This window comes from Cellulomonas sp. NS3, assembly GCF_024757985.1.
In the GTDB taxonomy this organism is placed as follows: Bacteria; Actinomycetota; Actinomycetes; order Actinomycetales; family Cellulomonadaceae; genus Cellulomonas_A.
On the sequence record NZ_CP103289.1, the window covers coordinates 3595030 to 3615614 of the forward strand.

At 75.6% G+C, this 20585-nt stretch carries 14 protein-coding genes and 1 tRNA gene; 6 read left to right on the forward strand and 9 right to left on the reverse strand.

The features are described 5' to 3' along the window. Window positions 1-242: 242 nt before the first annotated feature. On the forward strand, window positions 243-2897 hold the full coding sequence (locus tag NXY84_RS16305) for a discoidin domain-containing protein (protein ID WP_258724091.1): 2655 nt from the start codon (window positions 243-245) through the stop codon (window positions 2895-2897). 304 nt (window positions 2898-3201) lie between these two features. Beyond that, the gene (locus NXY84_RS16310; protein WP_258724092.1) at window positions 3202-3726 is read left to right on the forward strand and encodes an allene oxide cyclase barrel-like domain-containing protein; all 525 of its coding nucleotides are present in this window, start codon (window positions 3202-3204) and stop codon (window positions 3724-3726) included. Window positions 3727-3830: 104 nt separating this feature from the next. On the opposite strand, the gene NXY84_RS16315 is transcribed toward NXY84_RS16310, so the two are convergent. From NXY84_RS16315 to glp, 4 genes are all read right to left on the reverse strand, one after another. Then, window positions 3831-3903, reverse strand: a tRNA-Ala gene (locus tag NXY84_RS16315). Window positions 3904-4011: 108 nt separating this feature from the next. Next, window positions 4012-5208 carry a hypothetical protein gene (locus NXY84_RS16320; protein ID WP_258724093.1) on the reverse strand — a complete coding sequence of 399 codons (1197 nt, stop codon included), beginning with the start codon at window positions 5206-5208 and terminating at the stop codon, window positions 4012-4014. Window positions 5209-5359: 151 nt separating this feature from the next. Next, on the reverse strand, window positions 5360-5953 hold the full coding sequence (locus NXY84_RS16325) for a GNAT family N-acetyltransferase (RefSeq protein WP_258724094.1): 594 nt from the start codon (window positions 5951-5953) through the stop codon (window positions 5360-5362). Further along, entirely contained in the window at window positions 5953-7191 is a 1239-nt protein-coding gene (gene glp / locus NXY84_RS16330) for a gephyrin-like molybdotransferase Glp (RefSeq protein ID WP_258724095.1), read from the reverse strand. Before glp ends, NXY84_RS16325 begins: the two co-directional genes overlap by 1 nt. Before the next feature lie 146 nt (window positions 7192-7337). On the opposite strand from glp, the gene NXY84_RS16335 reads away from it, so the two are divergent. Next, the gene (locus NXY84_RS16335) at window positions 7338-8015 is read left to right on the forward strand and encodes a 5-formyltetrahydrofolate cyclo-ligase (protein WP_258724097.1); all 678 of its coding nucleotides are present in this window, start codon (window positions 7338-7340) and stop codon (window positions 8013-8015) included. Window positions 8016-8022: 7 nt separating this feature from the next. Here NXY84_RS16335 and NXY84_RS16340 read toward each other — a convergent pair whose 3' ends face one another. Then, window positions 8023-10590 carry a penicillin acylase family protein gene (locus tag NXY84_RS16340; protein ID WP_258724098.1) on the reverse strand — a complete coding sequence of 856 codons (2568 nt, stop codon included), beginning with the start codon at window positions 10588-10590 and terminating at the stop codon, window positions 8023-8025. 218 nt (window positions 10591-10808) lie between these two features. Here NXY84_RS16340 and NXY84_RS16345 point away from each other — a divergent pair, with 218 nt between their 5' ends. The 3 genes from NXY84_RS16345 to mscL all read left to right on the forward strand — a co-directional run bounded on the left by NXY84_RS16345 (window position 10809) and on the right by mscL (window position 12541). Further along, window positions 10809-11165, forward strand: coding sequence for an FmdB family zinc ribbon protein (locus NXY84_RS16345; protein WP_258724099.1), 357 nt, complete (start codon window positions 10809-10811; stop codon window positions 11163-11165). A gap of 112 nt (window positions 11166-11277) precedes the next feature. Continuing rightward, on the forward strand, window positions 11278-12033 hold the full coding sequence (locus NXY84_RS16350; RefSeq protein ID WP_258724100.1) for an SAF domain-containing protein: 756 nt from the start codon (window positions 11278-11280) through the stop codon (window positions 12031-12033). 55 nt (window positions 12034-12088) lie between these two features. Next, complete coding sequence (mscL, locus tag NXY84_RS16355) at window positions 12089-12541, forward strand: large conductance mechanosensitive channel protein MscL (RefSeq protein WP_258724101.1); 453 nt, start codon at window positions 12089-12091, stop codon at window positions 12539-12541. A 159-nt stretch (window positions 12542-12700) separates the two neighbouring features. Here the strand turns inward: mscL and NXY84_RS16360 are convergent, their stop codons facing one another. The 4 genes from NXY84_RS16360 to NXY84_RS16375 all read right to left on the reverse strand — a co-directional run bounded on the left by NXY84_RS16360 (window position 12701) and on the right by NXY84_RS16375 (window position 20514). Further along, on the reverse strand, window positions 12701-12883 hold the full coding sequence (locus tag NXY84_RS16360) for a hypothetical protein (protein ID WP_258724102.1): 183 nt from the start codon (window positions 12881-12883) through the stop codon (window positions 12701-12703). A 69-nt stretch (window positions 12884-12952) separates the two neighbouring features. After that, window positions 12953-18559, reverse strand: a complete 5607-nt coding sequence (locus NXY84_RS16365; protein ID WP_309485007.1) for a hypothetical protein — start codon at window positions 18557-18559, stop codon at window positions 12953-12955. Window positions 18560-18881: 322 nt separating this feature from the next. Continuing rightward, entirely contained in the window at window positions 18882-19199 is a 318-nt protein-coding gene (locus NXY84_RS16370; RefSeq protein WP_258724103.1) for a PAAR domain-containing protein, read from the reverse strand. Window positions 19200-19215: 16 nt separating this feature from the next. Then, window positions 19216-20514, reverse strand: a complete 1299-nt coding sequence (locus tag NXY84_RS16375; protein ID WP_258724104.1) for a hypothetical protein — start codon at window positions 20512-20514, stop codon at window positions 19216-19218. Between the last annotated feature and the right edge of the window lie 71 nt (window positions 20515-20585).

Genomic DNA, 20585 nt, shown 5'->3' on the forward strand with positions numbered 1-20585 from the left:
ACGTCGCTCCCCTCCTCTGGCGCACGCGACGCGCTTAGTCTTACTATCCAGAAAGTAAGTTGCTCCCAGCGTCGGGAGCAGGCTGCGACGTCGTACCGCAACACCGGACTCACAAGGTCGTGATCGTCCCCCTGCAGGTGCACACCCGAGTCGCCTGCTGCTCCCCGCTGTCCCGGTCTCCCCGCTGCACCATGCGCCGCGGGCCCTCCGCGCGCCTCCTCCGAGCTCTCAGGAGCCTCCTCATGGTCCGATCTGCAGGAACCGTCCCCCTCGCGGCGCCCACGGCGTCCGCCTGGCGCCGGCCCGTCCTCGTGCTCCTCCTCGTCGCGACGCTCCTGTCGTTCGCGACCCTGACCCCGCTCGTCCCGGTCGCGCACGCAGCCGGTCCGCTCATCTCGCAGGGCAAGCCCGTGACGGCGTCGTCCGTGGAGAACGCGGGCACCCCGGCCGCGAACGCCGTCGACGGCAGCACGGACACGCGCTGGTCGAGCGCCTCCGCCGACCCGCAGTGGATCCAGGTCGACCTCGGCGGGACCTACGCGATCGACCAGGTCGTGCTCCGCTGGGAGGCCGCGTACGCGCGCTCCTACCAGGTCCAGGTCGCGTCGTCGGCGTCGGGCCCGTGGACGGACGTCCACGCGACGACCACCGGCGACGGCGGCGTCGACACCCTCGCAGTGACCGGCACGGGCCGCTACGTGCGCGTGCTCGGCACGCAGCGCGCGACGGGCTACGGCTACTCGCTGTGGGAGCTCCAGGTCTTCGGGACCGGGACGACGACGCCCACGTGCAGCACCGGCACGAACGCCGCGCTGAACAAGCCGGCCTCGGCCTCGTCGACCGAGAACGCGGGCACTCCCGCGTCCGCCGCGGTCGACGCGAGCACGACCACCCGCTGGGCGAGTGCGTCCGCGGACCCGCAGTGGATCCAGGTCGACCTCGGCAGCACGCAGAGCATCTGCCGCGTCGTGCTCAGCTGGGAGGCGGCGTACGGCCGCGCGTACCAGATCCAGACGAGCGGCTCGGCGAGCGGCCCGTGGACGACGATCTACTCGACGACGACCGGGGACGGCGGCACCGACACCCTCGCCGTCGACGGCAGCGGGCGCTACGTCCGCATGAACGGCACGGCTCGCGGCACCGGCTACGGCTACTCGCTGTGGGACTTCCAGGTCCTCACCACCACCCCGACCGGCACCACGTGCGCCGCGCAGCCCACGGTCCCGGACTTCGGCCCGAACGTCCGCATCTTCGAGGACAGCACGCCCGACGCGACCATCCAGGCGTCGCTCAACCAGGTCTTCGAGGCGCAGAAGGACACCCAGGCCCACCAGTTCCACGACCGGCGCGACGCGCTGCTTTTCAAGCCCGGCTCGTACGACGTCTACGCGAACATCGGCTTCAACACCTCGATCCAGGGCCTCGCGCAGAACCCCGACGGCGTCACCATCAACGGTGCCGTCACGGTCGACGCGTTCAACGCGAGCGATGCCGGCAACGCGACGCAGAACTTCTGGCGCAGCGCCGAGAACCTGACGATCAACACGAACGGCGGCCGCAACCGCTGGGGCGTCTCCCAGGCCGCGCCGTTCCGCCGCATGAACGTCCTCGGCGGCCTCGACCTGTTCCCGGCGTCGTACGGCTGGTCCTCGGGCGGCTACATCTCCGACACCCGCGTGAGCGGCTCGGTCGAGTCGGCGTCGCAGCAGCAGTGGTTCACCATGAACAGCAACCTCGGCAGCTGGAGCGGCTCCAACTGGAACATGGTGTTCTCCGGCGTCAACGGCGCCCCGGCGACCAACTTCTCCACCTCGCCGAGCGGCGTGCACCACACGAACGTCGGCAGCACGCCGACCTCGCGCGACGTCCCGTACATCTACGTCGCGGGCAACGAGTACCGCCTGTTCCTGCCGGCGCTGCGCACCAACGCGAGCGGCGCGAGCTGGGCCGTCGGCGCTCCCACGCCCGGCTCGTCCGTGAGCTTCAGCCAGGTGTTCGTGGCCCGGCCGTCGGACAGCGCCGCGACCATCAACGCCCGCATCGCAGGCGGCTGCCACGTCGTCTTCACGCCGGGCATCTACAACCTCGACGCCCCGATCGTCGTGAACCGGGCCGACACGGTCCTGCTCGGCATGGGCTACGCCACGCTCGTCCCGCAGGGCGGCGTCACGGCCATCGCGGTCGGCGACGTCGACGGCGTCCGCGTCAAGGGCATGTTCATCGACGCCGGCACCACGAACAGCAACGCGCTCATGACGGTCGGCACCACCGCCGGGATCGGCACGAGCCGCGCCGCCAACCCCGTGACCGTCCAGGACGTGTTCTTCCGGATCGGCGGCCGCGTGGCCGGCAAGGCGACCAACTCGCTGATCGTCAACAGCAGCAACACGATCGTCGACCACACCTGGATGTGGCGCGGGGACCACGGCAACGCGGGCACGATCGGCTGGACGATCAACACCGCCGACACCGGCCTCGTGGTCAACGGCAACGACGTGCTCGCGACCGGCCTGTTCGTCGAGCACTACCAGAAGTACGAGGTCATCTGGAACGGCCAGCGCGGCCGGGTCATCTTCTTCCAGAACGAGAAGCCGTACGACCCGCCGAACCAGGCCGCGTGGATGAACGGCAGCCGCCAGGGCTACGCGTCCCTCAAGGTCGCGGACTCGGTCACGTCGTTCCGGGCGCAGGGCCTCGGCAGCTACGTGTTCTTCCAGGCCGACCCGTCGGTCAACCTGTTCCACACCTTCGAGGCGCCGGTGAACCCGAACGTGCGCTTCGAGAACATGGCGGTCGTGTCGCTCGGCGGCGTGGGGAACATGTCCCATGTCATCAACGGCACGGGACCGGGGGTGAACAGCGGGACGATGAACGCGTACCTGCTGAGCTACCCGTGACGGCTACCGCCCCGGGGACTCCGCCTCTGTAGGTCCGCACACCACGCACGCCGGCCGGCCCGTCTGACGGGTCGGCCGGCGTGTCGTGCCGCGGCCCTCGAGGTGATCGCTTCCCGGGCCGCTCGACGACCGGCCTGGCGACCCGGCTCCTCACGACCGGGCCACCTCGCCTCGCCGGGAGCCGTCGCCGGTGCACGAGGAGGCGGGCCGACGGCGCGACCCTTGACTCCCCGAGGACGCGCGCGGAGCGTCGGACGTGGCCGCGGCCCGTCGGCCACAGGTCCGACCGGAGCCAGGAGTCCTCATGCGCAAACCGCTCGCAGCCGCCATCACGGCGACCCTCGCCGCCGTCACGCTCACCGGCGCCGCCCTCGGAGGCGACACTCTCGACCGGGCTCAGGGACGCGACCGCACCCTCGCGTTCGACGTCCAGTTCTCCGGCTTCTTCCTGCTCGACTTCGGCCCCGACGGCGTCCGCGAGGTCACGTCGATCACCGACCCGGACCTCAGCCCCAGCCGGGGCGACCAGATCGTCTTCGAGGACACCCTGCTGCGCGGCGGCCGGGAGGTCGGCGCGGGCGGAGGGACCTGCACGGTCACCGCCGTCGTCCCCGCCGACCCGCCGCTCGCCCTGGCGTGCCAGGTCAGCTACCAGCTGCCAGGCGGGCAGATCACCGCCCAGGGCCGCGCGTCGAACGCCCCGGTGAAGACGCTCGCGGTCGTCGGCGGCACCGGGAGGTACGTCGGCGCGAGCGGCGAGCTCGTGCTGACCGAGCTCGGCAACGCGGAGAACACCGGGCGGCTGGTGATCACGCTCGGGCGGCGGTGACGCGAGCCGGCCTGATCCGCGGGCGATGCCTCGAACGGCTCCCGCGGGGGGCCCGGAACGAGAACGGCCCCCGGCGCTCAGGGCACCGGGGGCCGATCGTCGGGTGGAGCTGAGGGGATTCGAACCCCTGACCTTCTCATTGCGAACGAGACGCGCTACCAACTGCGCCACAGCCCCTCGAGCGGGCTCAACCTTAGCCCAGGACGGCCCCGGACGTGAAATCGAGCCCGCGGCGCGCCGCCCCGCGGCCGAGCACCGGCCGGACCCGACCGGCGAGCCCGACGCTCACTCCCCCGCGGCCCGTCGGCGCGCGAGGATCTCGTCAAGGTTCATCGACCCGGTCGTCGCGGCGGGCGGTTCGAGCGGGGCCCGCTCGTCCGCACGCGCGGCCGGACCGGACTCGGCGGCGGGCACCTCGACGCGCGTCGGAGCGGACTCGGCGGCCGCGGCCGTCGACCCCTCGACGTCCCCGAGCGGTGCCGGCTCGCGGCGCGGGGCCGCGGCCTTGGTCGTGTACGTCGGGCGCGGCACGGGCACGGGCGACCACGGTTCGCCGTCGGCCTGCTCCGCAACAGCGCCAGGCGCCACGGCCGGCTGCGCGCCGGTGTCGGTCTTCTTGACCACCGGGATCGCACCCGTCGCCGGGCGGCCCGCGGAGGACATCGGCGCCCGTGCCGCCGTCGTGCCCTCGACGCTGTCGACGATGCGCGCGAATACCTCGGTGTGCGCCTCGGACGGGTGCACCGCACGCCCCTTGACGCCCGACCCCTTGCCCGCGGAGGCAGAGGACGCACCCGCGGCCCCGCGCGCCGGCGCAGCAGCCGGCGGGTTCCGCACGAGCGGCACCGAGCCGGTCGCGGGCGGCGCCTCGTGCCGTCGGAGCTCCCACTCGGCGTCGGCGGCACGCCCCGCGAGCACGGCACGCCGGCCGAGCACGAGAACCCCCCCGAGCAGCACCGACGGCACGATGCCGGCGACGACCGTCACGGCGGTCAGGCCGACGACGGTCCACCCGGCGGCGGTCGCGACGAGCAGCGCGAGGGCGAGCACGGCGCGGCGGCGCGCGGCGGCACCACGGCGGGCGACGGCGGCGGCGTGCGCGGCACGACGCTGGGCGGCCCGCCGTGCGGCGTCCGCGCTGATCCTGTCCTGCGTCCCGTGCGGTCGATCCACGGTCGTGCCTCCGCCTCTGCCGGCTGTCAGGAGCGGGACACCCCGGCTGGGGGTGAGGAGCCCGACTCTCTTCTCCGTCGTCGGGCCGCAGTCGGCGCCCGCTCCCGCCCGGGCCGCCGCCTCCGCGTCCCGCCGCGCCTCCCGGCCTCGTGGGCCGGTGACGGCGAGCACGCGCAGCGCCCCGGAGAAACGATCGTCCGCCCGCGACTCGAGCAGCTGTTGCCGGTACCGCAGCTTGTGCGGCACCAGGTACGCGATCCACAGGGTGGTCATCGCGAGGGCGACCACGCCGGTGGGTTCCAAGTTCACGTCACGACGGTAGGCGCACCGGCGCCCCGCCCTCGGGACGCGCCTGCGGCGTGTCGGCCTTGACCTCCACGCAGATGTCCCTTCTGTCCCGTAGTGCGTCGTCGAGGTGCCGCCTCGCGGCCCGCGTGCCGGCGAGGCGCATACCCGCCGGTCAGCGGCGCGCGCGCCACCGGGCGAGCAGACCCTCGGGCACGTCCTCGACCGTGAGCGCGAACGTCCGGTGGTCGCACCAGGCGCTGCCGATGTGCAGGTACTTCTCGCGCAGCCCCTCGTCGCGGAACCCGAGCTTCTCGACGACGCGCAGCGACGGCGCGTTCTCCGGGCGGATGTTGACCTCGACGCGGTGCAGCCCGACGGGCCCGAAGCAGTGGTCCGTCGCGAGCGCGACCGCGGTCGGCATGATGCCGCGACCGGCGACGTCGCGGGACACCCAGTACCCGACGGCCGCCGAGCACAGCGAGCCGTAGGTGATGCTCGAGACGGTGAGCTGGCCGACGAGCCGGTCCTGGTAGTCGATCGCGAACGGCAGCGCCGCGCCCGTGCGCGCCTGCCGGTTGAGCGCGCGCACGAACTCCCCGAACGTCGGCCGGGGACCCAGCACCGGGACGGGCGACGTCGCGTCCCACGGCTCGAGCCACGTCGCGTTCGCCGCGCGCAGCGCCATCCACGCCCCCTGGTCGCGCCTCCGCAGCGGGCGCAACCGCACGTCGCCGTCGGCCAGGACGACGGGCCAGCCTGCTGCCATCAGCCCTCCAGCACCAGGCAGTGCACGCGCTGGCCAGGGCGGACCGCGAGGTCCTGCTCGCCGACGACCGCGAGCGCGTTCGCCCGGGCGAGCGCCGCGACGGACACCACGGACGGGTCGCCGACGGGGCTCACCTGGTAGCCCTCGTCGGGCGAGCCGACGACGACCGCGGGCACGAACTGGCGCATCCCGGCGGGCGACGTCCAGCCCGTCGTGGCGGTCGCGGTGACCGACGGGCGGAACAGCTCGGGGTGCCCGGCCATCGCGCGCAGCGCCGGGCGCACGAACACCTCGAACGACACCTGGGCCGCGACGGGGTGACCCTGGAGCGCGAAGAGCGGCACGGCGCCGTCGCCCCCGAGCCCGCCGCCGACCGTCCCGAAGCCGTGCCGGTGCCCGGGCGTCATCGCGACGTTGTCGAAGCGGACCGTGCCGAGGGGCGCGAGCACGTCCTTGACGGTGTCGCGCGCGTACTCGCTGAGCCCGCCGGTCGTGAGCATGAGGTCGGCCCGCACGAGCTGGTCCTCGAGGGCCTCGCGCAGCGCGACGCGCTCGTCGCCGATGATCCCGACGCGACGCGCCGCAGCCCCCGTGTCGCGCACCGCGGCCTCGAGCCAGTGCCCGTTCGCCTCGTAGACCGACCCGTCGCGCTGCGGCGAGCCGGGCTCGACGAGCTCGTCCCCGATCGAGACGAGGACGACGCGCGGCGTGGGGTGCACGCGCAGCCGTCCCCGGCCGAGCGCCGCGGCGACCGCGAGCTGGCGGGCGCCGAGCCGGGTGCCGGCGGCGATGAGGACGTCGCCCGACCGCACGTCGGAGCCGACCTCGCGGATGTGCTGACCCGCGCGCGCGATGCGCTGGAACGACACGCGCGCCGTGCCGTGGTCCGTCTCCTCGACGGGGACGACCGCGTCCGCGCCGGTCGGCAGCGGCGCACCCGAGGCGACCCGGACGGCCTGGCCGGGCGCGAGGCGCAGCGGCGCGGTGGCACCCGCGAGGACGTCGTGCGCGACGGGCATGCTCTGCACCGCGCCCCCCGCGTCCAGCGCGAGCACGGTGTCCTGGGCGGCGACGGCGTACCCGTCGCGCTCCGCGAGCCGCAGCGCGGGGACGTCGACGGACGCCACGACGTCGGCGGCGAGGATGCACCCGACCGCGTCGGCGAGCACGACGTCGAGCGGGGCGACCGGGCCCACGGCGGCGAGCACCGCCGCCAGGTGGTCCTGGACGGATCTCATGCCCGCATTGTGCCGTGCCCCACGGTCGCCCGGGTCGCGGCGGTGCCGTGTCCACGCCGTGTCGGACGCGAGTTCAGGGGCACGTCACAGGATCTCCACCCTCGCGATCCCCCCAGGAAGTGCAAACGTTTGCCACACTGGTCCCCATGCGCAGCGCTGCTCAGCCTTATCCGCACGCCTCTGACGGCACGGAGATCGAGGACCTGAAGGACGCCCTGCGCCGTTCGATCCGCCAGGCGCGCACCACCCGCTCCCCCCGACGACGCACCGAGGCGGGCCTCGCTCTCGCCGACGTCGTCGAGACCATCCCGGAGATCGCCGAGGCCTCCTGCGTGTCGGTCTACGCGTCCCGCCCCGGCGAGCCGGACACGGGCCCGCTGCTCGATCGCCTCGCCGCGCGCGGCGTCCGTGTGCTGCTGCCGGTGCTCGGCACGGGCCTGCAGCGCGACTGGGCCGAGTACGCCGGGGCCGACGACCTGCGTCAGCGCGCCCCCGGTCGACCGCCCGAGCCCGGGACCCCGCCGCTCGGGGCCGAGGCGATCGCCGACGCCGAGGTCGTCGTCGCCCCGGCGCTCGCCGTGGACACGCACGGGACGCGGCTCGGCCAGGGCGGCGGCTGGTACGACCGCGCGCTGCTGCACGCACGCCCCGGGGTCCGCGTCGTCGCGCTCGTGTTCCCCGAGGAGCTCTACGACGCCGACGTCCGCCCGCTGCCCCGCGAGGCGCACGACCGCACGGTCGACGCCGTCGCGACCCCCGAGCGCTGGCAGTGCCTGCGCACCGAGGACGCGGGGCGGCACGCGCCCCTGCGCCCCGTCGACTGACGCCAGCTCAGGCCGGGGGCTCGAGCTCCAGCACGTCGGTCGCGGCGTCGTCGATCGCGTCCGCGGTGAACGGCCACGGGAACAGCCGGCCCTCGGCCCACGGGGTGAGCTGGTCGGCGTAGTGCACGGACCCGGGGTGCCCGGACGCGCCGGTCATCGTGATCCACGCGGACGAGTCCAGGTCGGCGAGGTCGACGACCATGCGCATCGCGGGCGCGGCCGTCACCCGGAAGGACCCGCTCCCGGCGTCCCACGCAGTCGCGTTGACGAGCGACGCCCCGCCACCGACCTCGCGCGGCGTCGGGTTGACGAGCCGGCGCACCGGCGCGGGCAGCGCGGGCGACCCGAGGACGTCGTGCTCGGGGGCCGCGGTGTGGACCTTGCCCCAGCGCCAGTCGGACGGGTCCTTGCCGAGGTCGGCCGTGAGCTCGCGGCGCGCGGCCACGAGCGCGCGGGTCAGGATCTCGTCGCGCCCCTCGACGACGCCCACGGTGCTGCGGTCGTCCCACCAGGACCCGTCGGGCGTCTCGAGCAGCCGGCGGACCACCTCGAGCCAGCGCGCGCCGCCCGTCGGCTCGTAGCCCTCGGGCAGGTCGTCCCAGAACGTGAGCTCGAGCAGGTTGGACCACACCGACGCGAAGTACGCCGCCGCCGCGGAGTCGGGGTCGGAGCGCAGGTCCCACTCGCGCAGCAGGTCCTGGCCGTCGTCGTCGAACGAGTCCGGGACGTCGACCGCGAGGAGCGCCGGGAGCAGCACGTGCGCGTACGGGTTGTCGACGTCGGCCTGCAGCGAGCGGGTCGTCGCGACGTCGATCTGCTCGCCCGAGCGGATCTGCTCCTCCAGGACCGAGCGGATGCGCTGCGCACGGAAGCCGTAGTCCCAGTCGGACGTGAGGTAGGGGCCGACGCCGGCGGGGGTGACCGCCTGGTTCGCCGCCACGACGAAGCCCTCGGCCGGGTCCTGCACCGCGGGCATCTGCTCGGCCGGGACCCAGCCCTGCCAGTCGTACGCGCTGTCCCAGCCGGGCCGCGGCCACGAGCCGTCGGACGGCACCACGGAGCCGACGACGTCCGCGCGGACCGGGATGCGGCCGGGCGCCTGGTAGCCGATGTGCCCGTCCGTCGTCGCGTAGACGATGCTCTGCGACGGCACCTCGAACAGCGCGGCGGCCGCCGCGACGTCGTCCGCGTCCGCGGCCTGCGCGAGCGCGAAGATCGCGTCCGCCGTGCGGCCCGGGGTCAGGGCGGCCCAGCCGAGCGCGACCTCGTACCGCCCGTACGGCGACCCCTCGGGGACCGGGACGTCGTCGAGCGCCGCGATCTCGAGGACGTCCGAGACGATCGGCCCGTGCGTCGTCGACCGCACCTCGAGCTCGACGTCCTCGCCGCCGTTGACCTCGATCACCTCGCGCCGGGTGCTCAGCGGGACGCGCTCGCCGTCGAGCAGCGCCGTCCCGTCCGACACGCGCTCGAGGAAGAAGTCCGTGACGTCCGCGCCGAGGTTCGTCAGCCCCCACGCGAGCGCGTCGTTGTGCCCGATCACGACGCCCGGCAGCCCGGCGAACGAGAATCCCGAGACGTCGTACGGGCACTCCGGGGACCGCTCGCGGCAGTGCAGGCCCACCTGGGTCCAGATGCCCGGCGCGGAGATGCCGAGGTGCGGGTCGTTCGCGAGGACGGGCAGCCCCGAGACGGTGTGCGTCCCCGAGACCACCCAGGAGTTGGAGCCGATGCCGTCCCCCTCGCCGAGCAGGTGAGGGACCGACGACAGGGCCCGCTCGGCCGACGCGAGGGCCTCCTGGAGGTGCGACGACGAGAGGTCGACGGCCCCGCCCTGCTGCGCGGCGGCGGCCGGGTGCGCGCCCGACGCCTGCACGATCGGCAGGTTCACGTCCTGCGGGTAGGCCGGGAACAGCTCGTCGACGCGCGCGACGTCGCCGATCGTCTCGAACGCCATGCCGCGCGCGAGCTCGTCGGAGTAGTTCGCCTTGAGGTCCCACGCCATCGCCTTGAGCCACGCGAGGGAGTCGACGGGCGTCCACGGCTCCGGGTCCGCCAGGTCGAGGCGCACGTCGAGGATGCTGTACTCCACGGCGAGCGCCGACCGGTCGCGCTGGTCCAGGTACGCGTTCACCCCGTCGGCGTAGGCCTGCAGGTTCTCGCGGGTCTCCGGCTGGAGCAGCTCCCACTCCTGCTCGGCGACCCGGCGCCACCCGAGGGTGCGGATCACGGCGTCGGCCTGCAGCGCGGCCTCGTTCTCGCCGACCAGCTCCGAGAGACGCCCCGCCGTCACGTGGCGGCGGTAGTCCATCTCGAAGAAGCGGTCCTGCGCGTGCACGTACCCCTGCGCGCGGAACAGGTCGCCCGAGGTGTCCGCCTCGATGAACGGCACGCCGCGCTCGTCCCGGCTCACCGTCACACCGGCGCCGAGGCCCGGGACCTCGACGCGGCCGGCGACCTGCGGGAGCGGCTCGCGCACGACGAGGACGGTCCCGACGGCGGTCGCCGCGAGCACGAGCACGAGGATCGCCGCCGCGGCGGCGAGGGACAGTCGGACGGCACGACGACGAGGCACGCAGCGAGACTAGTGCGTGCGACGGGGCGGCACCGGGTGCGCGACGACCTGCGTGCACGGCGAGGGCGGGGCGGCCGGAGCGGGCTTGCGCGCCCCGGTAGACTTGGCACTCGAAGTTGGAGAGTGCCAGGAAGTTGGACGGCTCGGCCGACGTCGCGCGCCCGCTCGTGAGCGCGTGGGGTCGTCGGCCGACGTCCTGCCCGAACCAGGAGACACCAGTGCCCACCTACTCGTACGCGTGCACCGCCTGCGGGCACGCCTTCGACATCCAGCAGTCGTTCAGCGACGAGTCCCTGACGGTGTGCCCCGAGTGCGAGGGACGCCTGCGCAAGGTGTTCTCGGCCGTGGGCGTCGTGTTCAAGGGCTCGGGGTTCTACCGCAACGACTCGCGCTCGTCGGGCACGAGCACGTCCTCGTCGGGCTCGTCGTCGAGCACGTCGTCGACGTCGTCGAACGGCGGGTCCTCGTCGGGGTCCTCCGGCTCGTCCGGCGAGGGGTCCTCGTCCGCGTCGACGCCCGCGAAGCCTGCGACGTCGAGCGGGTCGTCCTCGACCCCGGCTGCTGCCGCGAGCTGACCGGCAACCCGCCCGGGCGGGTCGCACACCCCCAGCCCGAGGCGGGAGCGACGGACCGACGCCCGCAGGTCCGACGCCGACCGTGGGGTCGCCGTCGACCTAGCGTCGCGGCATGCCCCTCCTCCGCGCCGCCGCACCGTCCCGCGACCGCTCCCCCGGCCGGGTGCCGGAGCGAGGTGCACGCACGCCCGCACGCACGGCGCCCCGGCCGCTCGTGCGCGTGCGGCTCCTCCTGTGGCGCGCGCGGTTCCCCGTCGCCGCCCTCCTCCTGGGGTGCGCGTGCGCGGTGGTCGTGAGCGCCGTCCGGCCGGCCCCGCCCCCGACGGCACCCGTCCTCGTGCTCGACCGTGCGCTCGCCGCCGGTGAGCACGTGGCGCCCGACGACGTCCGCACCGTGCGCCTGCCGGTCGACCTCGTGCCGGACGGGAGCCTGCACGTCGCCGACGAGCTCCCCGACGCGACGCTCGCCGTGCCCGGGATCCCGGGGCTGCCGGTCGTGCCGAGCCTCTTCACCCAGGCGTCGGTGCACGGCCCACCCGGCACCGTCGTCGCGCCGGTCCGGTTCGCCGACCCCGGCGTCGCCGCGATGCTCACGCCCGGCGTCGTCGTGGACGTGCTCGGCGGCGCCGACGACCTCGACGGTACGCCGGGCGCCGGACGCGTCCTCGCCCGCGGTGCGCTGGTGCTCGCCGGGCCGGCCGACGCGGACGCGGGCGGCTCGTCGGGCACGGAGCCCCTCGGCGGAGGACTGCTCGGGGGCGGTGGCGGGGATGCCGAACACTCGCCCCTGGTGCTGCTGGCGGTGACCCCCGAGGAGTCGGTGGCGCTGACCGGTTCGTCCGGACTCAGCGCGGTCTTCGTGGAATGATCCCGTTCGACCGCGCGCACCCGACCGTGCGCGTGCACCACGAACAGGAGCGACCGTGAAGAGCCTGATCAACGGCTTCAAGGACTTCATCTCACGCGGCAACGCGATCGACCTCGCGGTCGGTGTCGTCATCGGTGCTGCCTTCACCGGCGTCGTCAGCGCGCTCCAGAACGGCATCATCAGCCCGCTCATCGGCATCATCTTCGGCAAGCCGAGCCTGGCCGAGCTGTGGCGCATCACGACGCCCCGCGGCACCATCGACGTCGGCCTCGTGCTCGACGCGATCCTGCAGTTCCTCATCACCGCGGCGGCGATCTACTTCTTCATCGTCCTGCCGCTCAACAAGCTCGCCGAGCGCCGCAAGAAGGGCCTCGAGGCGGAGCCCACCGCCCCCGCGGAGGACATCCTCCTGCTCCAGCAGATCCGCGACCTGCTCGCCGGGCAGCAGTCCGCCGCGCTGCGGAACGACACCGGCCCCTCGCTGCCTCCGACGGCGCAGCGCAGCTGACACCACGCACGCCGGCGCACCGCGGCCGCGGCCGACCTCCGGGTCGCCGCGGCCGTCGCGCGTCGGGCGCGTCCTGCGTCCGGCGCGTCCTGCGTCAGGCGTCCCGCGCCAGCCGCGTCCTGCGTCAGGGCGCAGCGAGCGTCAGGGCCGGCCGCCGGGTCACCAGTGCGGTGGGACGTCCCGGAGCAGGCGGTCGTCGTTGGCGTCGTCGGTGCGCTCGCCCCAGCCGGAGTCGGAGTCGTCGGCGCTCCGGGTGGGGATCAGCGGCGCGTCCGGGACGGGGCGCGCCGGCGGGCGGGACGCATCGTCGCTCGGGACGTCACGGGGCTTGTCGGCGTTCACCGCTCCATCGTCCCACCGCCGCGCCGACCACCGGTCTGCCGGCTCTCGTCCCGACGGATCCCGCCGGGCTCAGGACGTCGCGCGGCGGACCGCGCCGGCGACGACCGCGTCGACCCGCGAGCTGCGGCGCGTGATGCCGAGCGCCTCGCGCACCGCGGCCGCGAGCTCCTCACGGCCGCGCTCGACGCCGTCCGAGACCAGCCACGTGACGACCTCGTCGAGCTGGTCGTCGCTGTAGGCGTTGATCGGCAGGCCGGGCCGGATCGGCGGTCGCGGTCGCGAGGGGACGGCGAGCGTCGGCTGCTCGACCCGGGGCGTCGGCCCCGTGCTCGGCCGGTCGCTGAGCGTCGTGCGGCCGGCGTCCGGCGCGGGTGCGGTGTCCGGCCGGTGCGCCGCGGAAGCTCCGGCAGCGGCGCCGGCGGGTGCGTCACCGGTCGTCGGCACCTGCGGCACGCTGCCCGTGCCCGTGCCCGTGCCCGTGCCCGTGCCCCTGCCCGTCCCCGGGCCCGTGCCGGCGCTCGTGGCCGCGGGTGCGACGCGGCGCAGGCTCCCCGTGCTGACGCGCTCGACGTGCCGTGAGCCCCCGGGTGTCTCGCCCACGCGCGGGATCATCCCCGTCGACCGGCGCTCGACCTGCGGGAGCGCGCCTGTCGCGGGGGTCTGCACCCGCCGACCGGTTCGGGCCGGTGCCACCTCGGAGCGCGTGGCGTCCGAGCGTCGGGAGCCGCCGTCCGCGGCGGTCCCGTCGTGACGGACCGAGCCCCCGTCCTCGTCCACCCCGCCGGGGTGAGGGGTGCCGTTCGTGTCGTCGCTACCGGGGCGCGGCGTGCCGTCCGGGCGTGCGCTGCCGCCGCGGCGCGCTGCCGGGATCGTGGGCCACGCACCCGTGCGCACGGGGACCGGGCCGGTGCGCGGAGCACCGGCGACCCCACCGCCGGACGGGGTCGCCGTCGTGGGCGGGCCGGCCGGTGGCGTCGGGGGTGTGATGGCGTGCCACGGGCTCGTCCGCGCGGCGAGCGTTCCTCGCGGCGGCGTGAGCGGGCTCTGCGGCGCCGCGGGCGGAGGCGTGCGGCGGCGCGCACGGGTCACGGGCTCGGCCCAGGCGGCGTCGGCGGTCGTGGATCCGTCGGACCGCTTCTCGGACCCCGGGGAACCGGGGACGGCGTCCGCACGGGCGTCGGAGCCCGCACCCGCCGGCTCGGCCGAGGTGGCTGCCGCCGCACCCGCGGGACCGGCCGAGGCGGCCACGGCACCCGCGGTACCGGGCAGGACGGCGGCCGTCGCACCCGCCGGAGTGGTGGAGGTGGTTCCCGTCGCACCCGGCGTCGCGGCAGCCGCCCACGTCGGTGTCCCGCCCGTGGCGCGTCCCGCGTCCGGACCTGCCGGGGTCGCCTCCGTCGCGCCCTGCCCACCGGGCGCGGCCGTCCCGCCCGGTGCGACCGCGACGCCGTGCGCCGGGGTCTCCACGTCGGCGTCGTCCTCGGGCTCGTCGACGCGCGCGGGAGCCCGCGTGCCGGCCGCGGGACGCACCGCCGCGGGCGCCGCCGGGATCGCGGCCTCGACAGCGCTCCGGACCCGGTCGACCTCGGCCTGGGGGTCGAGGAACGCCGCGGCGGACCACACCTGCACGACCGACCAGCCGAGGCGCTCGAGGCGCTCGGCGACCTGGCGGTCGCGCACGCGGATGCTCGGCTCGGCGACGTAGGCCTCGTCGTCGGTGAGGACCGCGACGAGCAGGCGGCCGGGGAGGTCCGGGTGGCCGACCGCGAGGGGGATGTGGGTGCCGCCGGGGAGCCCGTGGTCGAGCTCGACGGTCAGGCCGTGGCGCCACAGCCGCTCCGCGAGGTCGACGACGAGGCGGTCGGGCTCGCGCGCGGCGCCCTCGTCGGCCTGCTGCGGGAGCGTCATGGTGTCGGGGTCCGCCGCCGACCGGCTCGCCGGTGCCGCACCGGAGGCGCCGGCCGCCGGCGCGACCTGCTCCGTGGAGTCGACGGGCGTGGTCGAGCCCACGGCGGGCGCCGCCGACGCCGGGATGGACACGAACGGCGCGGCCGACGCAGCGGCGGCGGAGACCGACGGTGCGGTCGTCGACGGCGTGAACGACACCTCGCCCGAGTCGGCGCTGCGGCGCTCGGCGAACGCGAGCAGGTCCGCGAGGAGCCGCGGGCCGGGTCCGCGCAGGCGCTCGGGGTCGAGGTCGCCGGCGCGGAAGCACGAGACGACGTCGAGCCGGTGCCGGGTCGCGCCGAGCGCGGCGAGCAGCAGCGCGTCCCCGCCCGGGCCGCCGATGGGACCGAAGCGGTGCAGCACCCGCCCGTGCGGGGTCCGGCCGAAGCCGACGGACAGCACGACCGCGTCGCGGCTGAGCCCCGCGACGCCCGCGAGGTCGGCGACGACGAACGGCTCGGCGACACCGGCGTCGAAGAACGCCGAGAGCCCGGGGTTGTCGCGCACCTCGGTCAGCACGGCCTCGCGCACGTGCTCGGCGTGCACGGACGACGGCGTGATCACGGCGAGCGACTCGTCGGGCCGGGTCAGCGCGTGCGTGAGGACGAGCTCGACGACGTGCTCGACCTCGGCGCGCGTGCTGTCGACCGCGCCGCTCGTCGAGTCGGGCATCCCGGTGCCGTCGACGACGTCGAGGCGCACGAGCGGGGCGTTCTGCGGCAGGGGCGTCGGGCTCAGCACGTCGCCGTAGCCGTGCGCGGCGAGGAAAGCGGTCAGGTGCGGGTCGCGGCGCGAGGCGTCGGCCCGCAGCGCGACGCCGGGCAGCATCTCGGCGAGCTCGCGGACCGCGCTGCCGGACGCGCAGCGGGCGTCGCCGAGCACGACGACCTGGCGTCCGCGCGCGATCGCGGCGAGCGCGACCTCGAGCGGCAGGTGCGCGGCGGCGTCGAGCACGACGAGGTCGACGGTGCGCGTCGCGGGCAGGACCTGCGGGACGAGCATCGGCGACGCGGCGAGCACCGGGCGCAGGCGGCGCACGAGGTCGGGGTACCGGGTCACGGTCTCGCGGAGGTTCGTGATGCGGTCCTCGACGAGCTCGGCGAAGAGCGCCTGCGTCTGGCCGGGGTTCGCCCGCAGCGCGGACGCGACGTGCCCGACGACGGCGCGGCGCACCGGCCCGGACAGGCTCGCGACGTGCGCGCGGTCGAGCGCGGCGTACTGCGCGGCGAGCCGGCCGAGGGCGGCGCCGTCGTAGTCGGCGAGCGCGGGGTCGTCCCCGATGATCTGCTCGAACACGGTGCTCCACCACGCGAGCTCGAGCTCGGGGCCGGCCAGCTCGGCCTCGACCCGGCGCGCGGCGAAGTCGTCGAGCAGCGAGCCGAGGCCCGCGGCGGTCAGCGACCGGACGAGGCGGGTGCGCTCGGGCAGGGCGTCGAGGGCGCGCGCGTCGCCCCACAGCCGGCGCAGGCGCTCGACGAGCGTGGGCAGCGCCAGGGCGGCGAGCCCTCCCCCGCCGGGCGTGGTCCGGAGCACCGCGTCGAGCGCGTCGAGGTCCGCGCGCACCGAGCGGTACTCGTCCTCGATGGTCGCGAGGCCCTCGGGCAGGCGGGGCCAGCCGCCGGCCGGGCAGTGCGCCTGCCAGATCTGCCGCTGCTCCTGCACGCCGATGAGCGCCGTGTGCAGGTCGGCGACCGGGCGCCCGGGGCGCACCATGTCCTTCGCCTGCTTGCGCAGCCGCCGGCGGAGCCAGAAGCCCATGGGCATCCCGTGCTCCTCGCGCCACTGCTTGGTCGCGGTCGCGGCGACGAGGTCCGCGGCGGTGCGCTCGAAGATGAGCGGCTGGAACACGTCCAGGGCGCCGCGGATCCCGCCGAGCATCACGAGCTGCTCGCCCCACGCGTCGACCGTCGTGGCCTCGTTGAGGCCCGTCGCCGCGGCGACCTCCTTGACGCGCGAGGCCAGGATCGGCAGCGCGTGGTCGAGCAGCCGCCCGATCCGGTCGAGCGTCTCCCGCGCGGCGTGGTCCGTCGTCAGGTCCGCGCCGAACCACGGGGTGTCCGTCGGGCGGAGCGTCGAGGCGCCCAGGGTGACCGCGCGCTCGAGGTCCGCCGCGAGCACCGCACGGCTCTCGGCGTCGAGCACCCGCGCGACGTCGGGCGCGAGGCGGACGGTAGTGCGGGGTGCCGGGCGCGTCGCGGTCAGGCTCGCGAGCGCCTGGAGCGCGTCGTAGGCGGACGCCTCCCACGGGGTGCGACCGGCGTGCAGAGCGTCGACGTAGGCCCGCAGGCGCTCGCGGTGCGCGACGAGGTCCCGGCGCAGCAGCGTCGTGCGGGCGGCGTCGACGGGCGTGCTCTCGAGGGTCATCGCGTCGAGCAGGCGGCGCGCGGCGGCGGTGCGCCAGCCGGCCTCGGGTGCGACGTCGAGGAGCAGGTCGTCGAGGCCGAGCTCCGCGAGGCGGGCCGCGAGGGCTCCCGCGGCGCGGCGGTGGCCGGGCACGTAGAGGACGGTCTTGCCGGAGGCGGCCGCGTCGGCGACGACCGCCGCGAGCGTCCCGGTCACGTCCGAGCCGGTCGGGGCGTCGACGAAGAGGTGCTCGCCGGTCGCGAGCAGGTCGAGGACGTGCTGCTGCGCGGCGTCGAGGTCGCCCACGCCGCGCTCGACGTCGGGGTCGCGGTCGCCGCGGCGCATCTCGGGCAGCGGCCGCAGGACGCGCTCGCGCGCCTCGTCGACCCCGGCGAGCGCCGCGACCACCTCGTGCCGGTCCAGGGTCCCGGAGAGCTGGTCGAGGTCGTCGACGAGCACCTGCCCGGGGTGCACGAACGTCCCGACGACGAGGCTCTCGGTGAGCCGGAAGCCCTCGAGCACCGCGCCGCCGAGCGACGCGAGCCGGGCGAGGGCCGGACGCGGGTCGAAGCCCGTGCCCGTGAACGTCCCGCGTGCGACGGCGCCGGGGTCGAGCAGGGCCCCGCGGCTGCGCAGCGCACGGGCCACGACCGGGTTCACCTCGAGCGTCTGCTCGAGCACGAGCTCGTAGTCGCTCTCGCCGCTCCCCCGCGCCCGCAGCGACACGGGGCGCAGCAGCACGGGAGCCCGGACGGTGCGGGGCTCGCTCGCCGTCGTCGCACCGACCGGCGCGGTGACGCCGCCCAGGGGCGCGAGGGCGTCGTCGGGGTCCGTGCCGTGCGCGCGGCGCGTGACAGCGGCCAGCGCCGCGACGTCGTCCTCGGCCACGTCCGGCGTCGTGCGCTCCGTCCACGTCGCGACGCCGATCGCCAGGTACGTCGGGGCGATGCCGTAGCGCTGCGCGTACTGCTCGGCGCGCGCGCCGACGGCCCGGGCGCGGCGCTTGGCGTTCGCGAGGGACCCGCCCTCGCGCACGAGGTTCGACAGGCGAGTCTCGCGTCCCGCGAAGAGCTGCGCGATGCCCGACGGGTGCGCGGCCGAGAGGTCGAGGGCGGCGTCGCCCAGCAGGTCGACGTCCGCGAGCGTCGAGCCGCCCGCGGTCTCGACGAGGCGTGCGCGCCAGCCCGCGAGCGCACCGGCGACGAGCTCCTCGGCGGACGGCGGCTCGACGAGCACCGGGGCGGCGGCCCCGGCGGTGTCCGGCGTGACGTCCGCGCCGTCGACCGGGGCACCGCCCGTGGCCGAGGGGGTCGTGGAGGGCGCGCTCGGGTCGGGTCGCGAGCCCGAGCCTGCACCGGGGCCGAGGTTGCGCGCAGGGACGATCACCCTCGGAACGCTAACCGTCACCCTCCGGCGGCGCCGCATGGCACGCCGGGAGCCGCGTGATCCCGCGGAAGTCATCCGCCGGGGCTGCGCTCGCGGGACGCGCCCGGAACGACGATCGGGCGGGCCCTCGGAGGGCCCGCCCGATCGTGACGTGTGAACAGTGCGCACCGCGCAGGGGGCAGGCGATGCGCACTGTCAGGTTCAAGTTTGCGGCTTCGCGAGGTGTTGGTCAACTGTCCAGGCTGGGCCGCCCGGGTGATTGTGCGCGTCGTCCTGCGGGCCGGTGCGGACGTCCGCGCGCGCGGTCGACCGTGCGCGGGGATCATCCGCCGACGATCACCGTCGGGCAGCCCGGTCCCGGGGCGATCGGGGTGCCGTGCAGCGACTGGTCGCCGAGCCGGGCCGCCGGGAACCCGCCGATCAGCACGGTCGTGCTGCCCATCGCGATCCCGTTCGGCGCCGGGGAGACGCACACGATCCCGCCGGGCACCGCGTTCGCGACCGCCGCCGGCATCGAGCCGATGAGGACGGTCGTCACGGCCGCCGCGGGGGTGATCGGGCCGCCGACGTGCGGCTTCGGCCCGTCCATCATCGGGCACAGCGCGCTGTCGCCCGCGCGCAGGGCGGGTCCGGTGGGCATCGCGCGGGTCGCCGGGTCAGGGCGCCGGGGCGGCCGGGGTGATCACGGAGCCGCCGAAGTAGATGGCTGCGGCGCACTCGTCGGGCAGCGTGGTCTCCCCGGGCGGCTTGCCGACCTCGTTGCACTCGAGCGTCATGACGAGCTCGTCCCCGGCGGCGCCGACGATCGGCGAGATGAAGTGGTAGTCGAGGTCGCGGAAGTTCTCGAGCGCGGAGTCGAGGATCACCTGCTCGCCCATCTCGAGGCGGACGCGGCCGAAGTCGCCCTGCGGGTTGCTCAGCACCAGGTCGGTGAGCTCGACGGTCTGCCCCTCGGGGACCACGAAGCTGTCCGCGCGCGTCGAGTTGGCGACGGTCTCGACCTCGAGCCGCCCCGACGTCGGGATCTCGGTGGGCGGCAGGAGCGTCCCGCCGACGATCTCGTCGGCCTTGACCGCGGCGTCGCCCGCGACCTGCGCGGACTGCTCGGCTCCCCCGGCGGCCTCCCCGGCCTCCTCGGCGGCCTGCTCGGCGACCGCGGCCTGTTCCTCCGCCGCGGCGACCTCGTCCCGCACCGCCTCCTGCGCCGCCGACTGCACCGCGCCGCGCAGCACGAGGAACCACAGCGCGACGAGGGCCGCGACGAGCGCCAGCAGCGCGAGCAGCAGCTTGGGCAGCCACGACGGGATGAGCGGCTCCTGGACGAACGTGCCGTCGAGCGTCACCGGCGTCCCGTCGCGCGGCTCGACGGTCGCCGTGTACGGGAGGGTCCGCGGCTGACCGCGCCACATGGACCGCACCGGCTCGACGCGCAGGTCGGTGAACGCCGCGTTGCCCGCGCCGACCGTCGAGACCGCGGGCCTCACCCCGAACTGCAGGGCGTCGGCCTGGTCGGCCCCGCGCAGCGCCACCGTCACCGGCTGGTTGCCCCGGTTGTCGACCGCGACCCGCACCTTGGCCCCGCGCCGGCCGTGCGACGTCCGCGGCACGAGCTCGGCCGTCGTCTCCATGAACGGGAGCACCTCGACCGACCCCTCGGGGACGACGGTCTCCTCGGGGTGCTCCGTCGGGACGACGCGCACCCCGAAGCGGAGCTCGCCCGCGGGCACGGCGGCCGAGCGGGGCGGGAAGAACATCACCGTGGCGGTCGTCGACGCGCCCGGGTAGAGCGAGACGTCCTCGGGCTCGATCGAGGCCCAGCCCTTCGCGGGACCGACCACCTCGAGGTGGTAGCCCTCGACGAGCTCGCCGTTGTTGTAGATCTGCAGCGGGACGGCCGCAGCCCCGCCCGGGTCGAGCATGACCGGGGTCGGGTCGAGGGTGGCTGTCGTGGTCATGGACCGACGGTAGGGCGGCGCCCGGAGCCGCCCCTGGTGCGGCCGGGCCGGACTTCGGGGCAGCCCGGGAT

Coding starts and splice junctions, on each gene's coding strand:
- NXY84_RS16305 (WP_258724091.1), top strand. CDS start 243: ATGGTCCGATCTGCAGGAACCGTCCCCCTCGCGGCGCCCACGGCGTCC.
- NXY84_RS16310 (WP_258724092.1), top strand. CDS start 3,202: ATGCGCAAACCGCTCGCAGCCGCCATCACGGCGACCCTCGCCGCCGTC.
- NXY84_RS16325 (WP_258724094.1), bottom strand. CDS start 5,953: ATGGCAGCAGGCTGGCCCGTCGTCCTGGCCGACGGCGACGTGCGGTTG.
- glp (WP_258724095.1), bottom strand. CDS start 7,191: ATGAGATCCGTCCAGGACCACCTGGCGGCGGTGCTCGCCGCCGTGGGC.
- NXY84_RS16335 (WP_258724097.1), top strand. CDS start 7,338: ATGCGCAGCGCTGCTCAGCCTTATCCGCACGCCTCTGACGGCACGGAG.
- NXY84_RS16350 (WP_258724100.1), top strand. CDS start 11,278: ATGCCCCTCCTCCGCGCCGCCGCACCGTCCCGCGACCGCTCCCCCGGC.
- NXY84_RS16370 (WP_258724103.1), bottom strand. CDS start 19,199: ATGCCCACCGGACCCGCCCTGCGCGCGGGCGACAGCGCGCTGTGCCCG.
- NXY84_RS16375 (WP_258724104.1), bottom strand. CDS start 20,514: ATGACCACGACAGCCACCCTCGACCCGACCCCGGTCATGCTCGACCCG.